The 6,907-nt window shown below is 65.5% G+C and carries 5 protein-coding genes; 4 read left to right on the top strand and 1 reads right to left on the bottom strand.

Features of this window, described 5'->3' with window-relative positions; translation table 11 throughout:
• The first annotated feature begins 2 nt into the window (after positions 1-2).
• From cyoB to cyoD, 3 genes are read left to right on the top strand one after another with little or no spacing between them, the layout of a single operon-like run.
• Entirely contained in the window at positions 3-2,000 is a 1,998-nt protein-coding gene (gene cyoB / locus NQ204_RS16265; RefSeq protein WP_256644416.1) for a cytochrome o ubiquinol oxidase subunit I, read from the top strand.
• On the top strand, positions 1,997-2,635 hold the full coding sequence (gene cyoC, locus NQ204_RS16270) for a cytochrome o ubiquinol oxidase subunit III (protein WP_150455229.1): 639 nt from the start codon (positions 1,997-1,999) through the stop codon (positions 2,633-2,635). The genes cyoB and cyoC overlap by 4 nt, the downstream gene beginning before the upstream one ends.
• Complete coding sequence (gene cyoD, locus NQ204_RS16275; protein ID WP_116863971.1) at positions 2,635-2,976, top strand: cytochrome o ubiquinol oxidase subunit IV; 342 nt, start codon at positions 2,635-2,637, stop codon at positions 2,974-2,976. The genes cyoC and cyoD overlap by 1 nt, the downstream gene beginning before the upstream one ends.
• Before the next feature lie 176 nt (positions 2,977-3,152).
• On the opposite strand, the gene NQ204_RS16280 is transcribed toward cyoD, so the two are convergent.
• A complete protein-coding gene (locus tag NQ204_RS16280) occupies positions 3,153-5,210 on the bottom strand; it encodes a putative bifunctional diguanylate cyclase/phosphodiesterase (protein WP_256644417.1) in 2,058 nt (685 codons plus the stop codon).
• Between the two features lie 203 nt (positions 5,211-5,413).
• Here NQ204_RS16280 and radA point away from each other — a divergent pair, with 203 nt between their 5' ends.
• Complete coding sequence (radA, locus tag NQ204_RS16285) at positions 5,414-6,793, top strand: DNA repair protein RadA (RefSeq protein ID WP_256644418.1); 1,380 nt, start codon at positions 5,414-5,416, stop codon at positions 6,791-6,793.
• Positions 6,794-6,907 lie beyond the last annotated feature (114 nt).

Below are 6,907 nucleotides of genomic sequence, written 5' to 3' on the forward strand. Positions count from 1 at the left end.
ACATGCTGGGAAAACTCTCTCTTGAGTCGATCCCCCACGATCCGATCGTGCTGACCACCCTGGTCGGCGCGGTGCTGGGTGGCCTGGGCGTCATCGCCCTGATCACCAAGTTCAAGCTGTGGGGCTATCTGTGGAAGGAGTGGTTCACCTCGGTGGATCACAAGAAGATCGGCGTGATGTACCTCATCGTCGCCTTCGTCATGCTGCTGCGCGGTTTCTCCGACGCCATCATGATGCGTACCCAGCAGGCCATCGCCGTCGGCGGGTCCGAGGGTTACCTGCCGCCGCATCACTACGACCAGATCTTCACCGCCCACGGCGTGATCATGATCTTCTTCGTGGCGATGCCGCTGATCACTGGCCTGATGAATCTGGCCGTGCCGCTGCAGATCGGTGCGCGCGACGTCGCGTTCCCGTTCGTCAACTCGCTCAGCTTCTGGCTGTTCGTGTCCGGCGCGGTGCTGATCATGCTGTCGCTGTGGATCGGTGAATTCGCCGCCACCGGCTGGCTGGCCTTCCCGCCATTGTCGGGTATCGAGTACAGCAACAATGTAGGTATGGACTACTACATATGGGGCCTACAGGTAGCGGGCCTGGGTACCACCCTGAGTGGTATCAACTTCTTCATCACCATTTTGAAGATGCGCACCCCGAGCATGAAGCTGATGCAGATGCCGGTGTTCACCTGGACTGCCCTGGTGACCAACGTGCTGATCGTCGCTGCCTTCCCGGTGCTGACCATCACCTTGGTGCTGCTGACCCTGGATCGTTACCTGGGTACGCACTTCTTCACCAATGATGGTGGCGGCAACGCCATGCTGTACATCAACCTGATCTGGATCTGGGGTCACCCGGAAGTCTATATCCTGGTCCTGCCGGCCTTCGGCGTGTTCTCCGAAGTCATCGCGACCTTCTCGCGCAAGGCATTGTTCGGCTACAAGGGCATGGTCTACGCCACCGCCTGCATCGGCGTGCTGTCGTTCATCGTGTGGCTGCACCACTTCTTCACCATGGGCTCGGGTGCCAACGTCAATGCCTTCTTCGGCATCACGACGATGATCATCTCGATCCCGACCGGCGTGAAGATCTTCAACTGGCTGTTCACCATGTTCCGCGGCCGCGTGCACTTCACCACGCCCGTGCTGTGGACCATCGGTTTCATGGTCACCTTCGTCATCGGCGGCATGACCGGCGTGATGCTGGCGATCCCGGCCATCGACTTCGTGCTGCACAACAGCCTGTTCCTGATCGCCCACTTCCACAACGTCATCATCGGCGGCGTGGTGTTCGGCATGTTCGCCGGCATCACCTACTGGTGGCCGAAGATGTTCGGCTTCCGCCTGAACGAGTTCTGGGGCAAGTGCGCGTTCTGGTGCTGGTTCATCGGCTTCTACGTGACCTTCATGCCGATGTACGTGCTGGGCTTCATGGGCATGACCCGTCGTCTGCAGAGCACCGTCAACCCGGCCTACGAGCCGTTCCTGCTGGTTGCCGCCGTGGGCGCCTTCATCGTGGGTGCCGGCATCCTGTGCCAGATCATCCAGGTGGCCGTGTCCATCCGCGACCGCAAGAAGACGGTCGACCTGACCGGCGACCCGTGGGATGCCCGTACGCTGGAGTGGGAAACCTCTTCGCCGCCGGCCTTCTACAACTTCGGCGCCCTGCCGGAAGTCACCGAGCTGGACGATTTCTGGGAGCGCAAGCAGCGTGGTGAAGCCTGGCCGAAGCCGGCCAAGTACACCGACATCCACATGCCGCGCAACACCGGCACGGGCGTGGTGATCGGCGCCTTCAGCATGGTCTTCGGCTTTGCCATGATCTGGCACATCTGGTGGCTGGCCATCATCGGCTTCGTCGGCATGATCGCCACGTTCATCTACCGCACCTTCGACCAGGACGTGGACTACTGGGTCCCGGCCGCCGAGGTGGAACGCATCGAGAACGAACACCGCAAGCACCTGGAAGCCCAGGGCCTGGTGAAGTCGGAGCTGAAGGCATGAGCACCAATACCTCGACCCTGAGCCACGGGCACGCCGCACACGCGGCGGCCCATGGCCATGACGACCACGAGCACCACGACACCGGCGGCAATACCGTCTTCGGTTTCTGGGTGTACCTGATGAGCGACTGCCTCATCTTCGCCTCGCTGTTCGCCACCTACGTGGTGCTGGCCGGCGGTACCGATGGCGGCCCCGGCGCGAAGGACCTGTTCGAGCTGCCGTTCGTGGCGTGGGAAACCGCGCTGCTGCTGACCTCGTCGCTGACCTTCGGCCTGGGCATGATCGCCATGCACCGCAAGCAGGTCGGCCAGATGTTCCTGTGGCTGGGCGTGACCTGGCTGCTGGGCTTCGGCTTCATGTGCATGGAAGTCTATGAATTCCAGCACCTGATCCATCAGGGCTATGGTCCGGACCGCAGTGCCTTCCTGTCGGCGTTCTTCGCCCTGGTCGGTACCCACGGCCTGCACGTCAGCGCCGGCCTGCTGTGGCTGCTGGTGATGTTCGTGCAGCTGAAGAAGTACGGCCTGACCCCGACCAACAAGACCCGCATGGCGTGCCTGAGCCTGTTCTGGCACTTCCTGGATCTCATCTGGATCGGCGTGTTCTCCGTCGTCTACCTCAATGGAGCGCTGTAATGGCACATGACAACCATGCACATGACCACGCAGCGGGTGGCGAGAGCCACGGCAGCGTCAAGTCCTACCTGATCGGCTTCGTGCTGGCGGTGGTGCTGACCGTCATCCCGTTCTGGGTGGTGATGTCCGGCGATTTCTCGCGCACCGTCTGCGGTGTGGTGATCGCGGTCACCGCGGTGCTGCAGATGCTGGTCCACCTGGTGTTCTTCCTGCACCTGGACCGCTCTTCGGAAAGCCGCTGGAACGTCAACGCTGCTGCCTTCACCGTCGTGGTAATCGGCATCATCGTGGCCGGTACCCTGTGGGTCATGCACAACATGAACGTGCACATGATGCACTGACGTCTTCGCGACGTTGCCACACGCGAAAAGGCCGCCCTTCGGGGCGGCCTTTTCGTTTGGGTGGGGTGATCGCGGATCGGTAGTGCCGGCCGCTTGTCGGCAGCAGTAGATCCACGCCATGCGCGGATGCATCGGGGGGCAGGGCCCTTTCCTGCGGAAAGGGATCCGACCCCGCCTTACCCCACCTTGCGCAGGAATTCGTCCGGGTCCATCGGCCGGCCCAGGTGGTACCCCTGCAGCTGGTCGCAGCCCAGCCCGCTCAGGTATTCCTGCTGCTCGCGCGTTTCCACGCCCTCGGCCACCACCTGCAGCTGCAGCGAGCGCCCCAGTGCCACGATCGACGACACGATGGCTGCGTCTTCGGCGTTCTGCTCCAGGTCGCGCACGAACGCGCGGTCGATCTTCAGTTCAGTTGCCGGCATGCGCTTCAGGTACAGCAGGCTGGAATAGCCGGTGCCGAAATCATCGATGGAGATGTGCACGCCCATCGCAGTCAGGTCGTTGAGGATGACCAGGCTGGCTTCCACGTCCTTCATCGCGGTGGTCTCGGTGATCTCCAGGGTCAGTCGCTCCGGCGCGATCGCATGGCGGGCCAGCACGTCGCGCACGTTGTCCACCAGCGAGGGCGAAGAGAACTGCAGCGGCGACAGGTTCACCGCCATCGTCCATTCCGGGTGGCCCGAGTCGTGCCAGGCGCGCAGCTGCGCGCAGGCCTGGTCCAGTACCCAATCGCCGATCGGCAGGATCAGCCCGCTGCGCTCGGCGATGGGGATGAACACATCCGGGGCGAGCATGCCCAGCTCCGGGTGCTCCCAGCGCAGCAGGGCCTCGGCGCCCACTGCGGGCGTGCCGGCGGCGACGAACTTGGGCTGGTAGTGCAGGCGCAGCTCGCCACGGTCGGCGGCACGGCGCAGGTCCTGCAGTAGCCGCAACTGGCGGTTGGCGCTGACCTGCATCGACGGCGTAAAGAACGTATAGCCATTCCGGCCGCCGTCCTTGGTGTGGTACATCGCCGCGTCGGCGTGCGCCATCAGTTCGCGCTCGGTGGCGCCATCGTCCGGGTACAGGGCAATGCCGAGGCTGGCGCTGACCTGCAGTTCGGCCGCATCAATCAGGAACGGCTCGGCCACGGCGGCAATGATGCGCTCGGCGACCACCACAGCATCGTCCGGCTCATCCACGGCCAGCACGATCACGAACTCATCGCCGCCCAGCCGGGCGAAGGTGTCCTGCGGGCGCAGCAGGTTGCTGACGCGCTCGCTCATGCGCACCAGCAGGCGGTCGCCCAGCTGGTGGCCATAGGCATCGTTGACCGCCTTGAAGCCGTCCAGATCGCAGAACATCACGGCAAGACCGTGGTTTCGGCGGCGCGCCTTCTCGATGGACTGCTCGATGCGATCCTGCAGCAGCATGCGGTTGGGCAGCTGGGTCAGCGGGTCGTGCAGGGCGGCCTGCAGCAGCTTGTCGTTGGCCTTTTCCAGCGATTCGGCCAGCAGGCCGGTGCGCTCGCGCATCTGCCGGTCGAACAGCGACGCGACCAGGGCGATGCCGATGGTGCCCAGGGTGGTGACGATGACCAGCACCGCCAGCCAGCGGCTGTCGATGCCGCCGTCGATCACCGCGCCGCAGATGCTGCCATCGGGGAAGCGGGCGGCGGCCATGCCGGTGTAGTGCATGCCGACGATGGCCAGGCCCATCACCAGCGAGGCCAGCAGGCGCAGTCGGAAGGTGCGCTCACCTTCCTTGCGCAGGCGGAAGGCGATCCACAGCGCAGCACCCGCCGCACCGATGGCGATCAGGATGGAAGCGATGAACCATAGCGGGTCGTAATCGATGCCCGGCTGCATGCGCATCGCGGTCATGCCCAGGTAATGCATGGTGGCGATGCCCAGCCCCATCAGCACCGCACCGGCCAGCAGGCGGCGGCGCGGCAGCTGCGGGCGCGAGACCAGCCACAGCGCGTACGCCGATGCACCCACCGACACCGCCAGCGAGTACAGGGTAATGGCCAGGTCGTAGCCGATCGGGATCGGCAGGTTGAACGCCAGCATGCCCACGAAGTGCATCGACCAGATGCCCAGACCCATGGCCGTGGCGCCGCCGGTCAGCCACCAGCGCGCCACCCGGCCTTCGGTCGTGGCCAGGCGGCCGGCCATGTCCAGTGCGGTATAGGACGCCAGGATGGCGACCAGCAGCGAGAAAACAACCAGACTCTGGCTGTAGGTGCCAGTCATTGAACGTCCTTCGGGGGCGGAGTAGGGGGCACGGAGGCGCGGACTATAGCGGCCGCGCGGTGCTGCACTTTAGTGCTTCAAAGTGTGATGTTCATCTCATATTAGGAGATGTCATGACCGGGCAACCCTCATGCCGGGGGTCGCAGCGCCTGCGACTGGCCTCGGCTATCCTCCTTCACCTCCCCGCATCGAAGTCCTGCCCCATGGCCAAAGCCCGCCTCACTGCCTATGTCTGCAACGAATGCGGCGCCGAGTACAGCAAGTGGCAGGGGCAGTGCACCGAGTGCAACGCCTGGAACTCCTTGTCGGAAATCGTGCTGGAGAGCGCGGCGGCGGCCAAGGCGCCTGCCTCGCGCCGGGCTGGCTGGGCCGGCAAGATCGACCCGCCGAAGATCACCGCGCTGAAGGACGTCGAGCAGACCGAGCATCGCCGGGTCAGTACCGGCATCGGCGAGTTCGACCGCGTGCTGGGCGGCGGCCTGGTCGAGGGTGCAGTGGTGCTCGTCGGTGGCGACCCGGGCATCGGCAAGTCCACCCTGCTGCTGCAGGCGGTGGCGAAGATGGCGGCCGTGCTGCCGGTGCTGTACGTCACCGGCGAAGAGTCGCTGGCCCAGGTGGCAGGCCGCGCGCACCGGCTGGAACTGCCGCTGGACGGGGTCAACGTGCTGGCCGAGACCGGCGTCGAGTCGATCCTGCAGCACGCGGCCAAGGCCGGCCCGCGGCTGATCGTGGCCGATTCGGTGCAGACCCTGTGGACCGAAACGCTGACTGCGGCCCCCGGCTCGGTGAGCCAGGTGCGCGAAAGTGCCGCGCGGCTGGTGCGCTTTGCCAAGGAAACCGGTACCGCCGTGTTCCTGGTCGGCCACGTGACCAAGGAGGGCGGCATCGCCGGCCCGCGCGTGCTCGAACACATGGTCGACGCCGTGCTGTATTTCGAAGGCGAGAGCGGCAGCCGCTTCCGCCTGCTGCGCGCGTTCAAGAACCGCTTCGGCGCGGTCAACGAACTGGGCGTGTTCGCCATGGGCGACAAGGGCCTGAAGGAAGTCTCCAACCCGTCGGCCATCTTCCTGTCCGGTGCCAGCACCCATCAGCCGGGCAGCTGCGTGATGGTGACCCGCGAGGGCACCCGGCCGCTGCTGGTGGAAGTGCAGGCGCTGGTCGATGCCTCGCCGCTGTCCAACCCGCGCCGTGTCGCCGTCGGCCTGGAGCAGAACCGCCTGGCCATGCTGCTTGCGGTGCTGCACCGTCATGGCGGCGTGCTGGTGGGCGACCAGGACGTGTTCGTCAATGTTGTGGGCGGCATCCGCGTGCAGGAGACCGCCGCCGATCTGCCGGTGCTGCTGGCCGTGCTGTCGTCGCTGCAGGACCGGCCGCTGGCGGAAAAGACGATTGCCTTCGGCGAGGTCGGCCTGTCGGGCGAGATCCGCCCGGTACCCAATGGCGAGGATCGCCTGCGCGAAGCGGCGACCCACGGATTCAAGCGCGCCATCGTGCCCAAGGCCAACGCCCCCAAGGGCGGCACGGTGAAGGGCATGGAAGTGATCGCGGTCGAACGCCTGTCCGAGGCCATCGACGCCGCGTGATGCGCGTCTGGTAGAGCCGAGCCCACGCTCGGCTGCTTTTTTGTAGAGTCGAGGGGGGGGGGGGGGGGGGGGGGGGGGGGGGGGGGGGGGGGGGGGGGGGGGGGGGGGGGGGGG

The sequence above is a fragment of the Stenotrophomonas testudinis genome, assembly GCF_024499815.1.
In the GTDB taxonomy this organism is placed as follows: Bacteria; Pseudomonadota; Gammaproteobacteria; order Xanthomonadales; family Xanthomonadaceae; genus Stenotrophomonas.

Excerpts from the sequence above, each read along its gene's own strand:
- cyoB (WP_256644416.1), top strand. The coding sequence starts at position 3 with ATGCTGGGAAAACTCTCTCTTGAGTCGATCCCCCACGATCCGATCGTG.
- cyoC (WP_150455229.1), top strand. The coding sequence starts at position 1,997 with ATGAGCACCAATACCTCGACCCTGAGCCACGGGCACGCCGCACACGCG.
- cyoD (WP_116863971.1), top strand. The coding sequence starts at position 2,635 with ATGGCACATGACAACCATGCACATGACCACGCAGCGGGTGGCGAGAGC.
- NQ204_RS16280 (WP_256644417.1), bottom strand. The coding sequence starts at position 5,210 with ATGACTGGCACCTACAGCCAGAGTCTGGTTGTTTTCTCGCTGCTGGTC.
- radA (WP_256644418.1), top strand. The coding sequence starts at position 5,414 with ATGGCCAAAGCCCGCCTCACTGCCTATGTCTGCAACGAATGCGGCGCC.